The sequence below is a fragment of the Frankia sp. CgMI4 genome (genome assembly GCF_001756285.1).
GTDB classification, from domain to species: domain Bacteria; phylum Actinomycetota; class Actinomycetes; order Frankiales; family Frankiaceae; genus Frankia; species Frankia casuarinae.
The window spans coordinates 1-2127 of record NZ_MAQZ01000023.1 but is presented as its reverse complement, the minus strand read 5'-3'; the positions used below and the strand labels follow the sequence as shown (position 1 = coordinate 2127).

General features: G+C 72.6%; 1 pseudogene. It reads left to right on the top strand.

The annotated features are described in order from the left end of the window. A pseudogene (locus tag Manayef4_RS02595) lies at positions 1 to 2127 on the top strand (condensation domain-containing protein); the annotation flags it as partial.

Below are 2127 nucleotides of genomic sequence, written 5' to 3'. Positions count from 1 at the left end.
GTCGGGGCCGACGACGGCTTCTTCGACCTCGGCGGCGACTCGCTGCTGGCCATGCGGCTGATCGCTCGCGTGCAGGCCGAGCTGAACGTCGGGATGGACATCCGCGCGCTGTTCGCCGAGCCCACCCCGGCCGGTGTCGCCGGGCTGGTCGGCGAGGGCGGCGCGGCCCGCGCCGCGTTGGTCCCGAGGCCCAGGCCCGACGTGATCCCGCTGTCGTACGGCCAGGCCCGGATGTGGTTCCTCAACCGGCTCCAGGAGGGCAGCGCGGTCTACAACACGCCGTACGCGCTTAACCTGAGCGGAGACCTCGACCGATCGGCGTTACAGGCGGCGCTGACCGATGTCGTGCGGCGGCACGAGGCCCTGCGCACCGTGCTCCCCGACACCGACGGTGTCCCCCGCCAGCAGATCCTGCGGGAGGACCCCGAACTCGTGRTCGTCTTCGCCGCGGCGGAGGAGCTGCCCGGTCTGCTGGCGGCCGAGGCGGGCCGCGGCTTCGACGTCGGGCGTGAGCCGCCGTTGCGGGCCCGGCTGTTCGCGCTGTCCGAGCGGGAGCACGTGCTGTCGCTGGTCATCCACCACGTCGCGACCGACGCCTGGTCCATGAGCGTGCTGGCCAGGGACCTGCCCACGGCCTACGCGGCGCGGTCCCGCGGGCAGGCCCCGTCGTGGGAGCCGCTTCCGGTGCAGTACGCCGATTTCGCCATGTGGCAGCGTGACCTGCTGGGCGACGAGTCCGACCCGGACAGCCTGATCAGCGAGCAACTGGCCTACTGGCGCGAGGCACTGGCCGACCTGCCCGCCGAGCTCGCCCTGCCCGCCGACCGGCCGCGCCCGGCCGTGGCGAGCTTCACCGGTGGTGAGGTGCCGATCCGGATCAGCCCCGCGGTGCACGCCCGGCTCACCGACCTCGTGCGCGGCGGCCGGGGAACGCTGTTCATGGTGGTCCAGTCGGCGATCGCGGTGCTGCTGTCCCGGCTCGGCGCGGGCACCGACATCCCCATCGGGGCGCCGGTCGCCGGCCGCGGTGACACCGCGCTGGACGACCTGATCGGCTTCTTCGTCAACACCCTGCTGCTGCGTACCGACGTCAGCGGCGACCCCTCGTTCGAGGAACTGCTGGCCCGGGTGCGGGAGCGGAACCTGGCCGCCTACGCCCACCAGGACGTGCCGTTCGAGCGGCTGGCCGAGGAGTTCCGTGGCCGCGCCCGTCACCCCGTCTTCCAGGTCCTGCTGGCCTTTCAGAACGTGCCGCTGGACACGCCGTGGGAACTGCCGGGACTGACTGTGCGGCCGGTCCAGGGTGACGGGGACGCCGTCGAGTTCGATCTGTCCTTCAGCCTGGAGGAACGCAGGACCRCCGCCGGGACACCGGCCGGCATCGAGGGCGTGGTGCGCTACTCCGCCGACCTGTTCGACCGTTCGACGGTGCGGAGGCTGGCCGAACGTCTGCTGGGCGTGCTGGAGCGCGTCGCCGCCGATCCCACGCTGCGGGTCAGCCAGGTGCCCGTGCTGGGTGYGGACGAGCGTCACCGGGTCCTCCAGGAGTGGAACGACACCGGGGCCGCGGTGGCCGACGGCACGCTGACCGGGGCGTTCGCCGCCCGGGTGGCCGAGTGTCCCGACGCGGTGGCAGTGCTGGACCGGTACGTCACGCTGACCCACACGCACCCGGACACGGCGGCGAACTGGGTTGCGCAGGACCGGTACGTCACGCTGACCTACGCGCGCCTGGACACGGCGGCGAATCGGGTGGCGCGGGATTTGGTGGCGGCTGGGGTGCGGTCTGGTGATCGGGTTGGGGTGGTGATGGAGCGGTCGGTGGAGTTGGTGGCGGTGTTGGTGGGGGTGGTGAAGGTGGGGGCGGCGTATGTGCCGGTGGATGTGGAGTGGCCGGTGGTGCGGGTGGGGSGGGTGCTGGCTGAGGCGGGGGTGCGGGTGGTGGTGGCYGAYGWSKGGGYGYCTGATCTGCCSGRGTCTGTCGGGGTGGTGTGGGCGGGTGGCTGGGTGGATGGGGAGGGGGAGTGTGGGCCGCCGGCGGTGCGGGTGGGTGCGGATGATGTGGCGTATGTGATGTATACGTCGGGGTCGACGGGGGTGCCGAAGGGTGTGGCGGTGACGCATGCG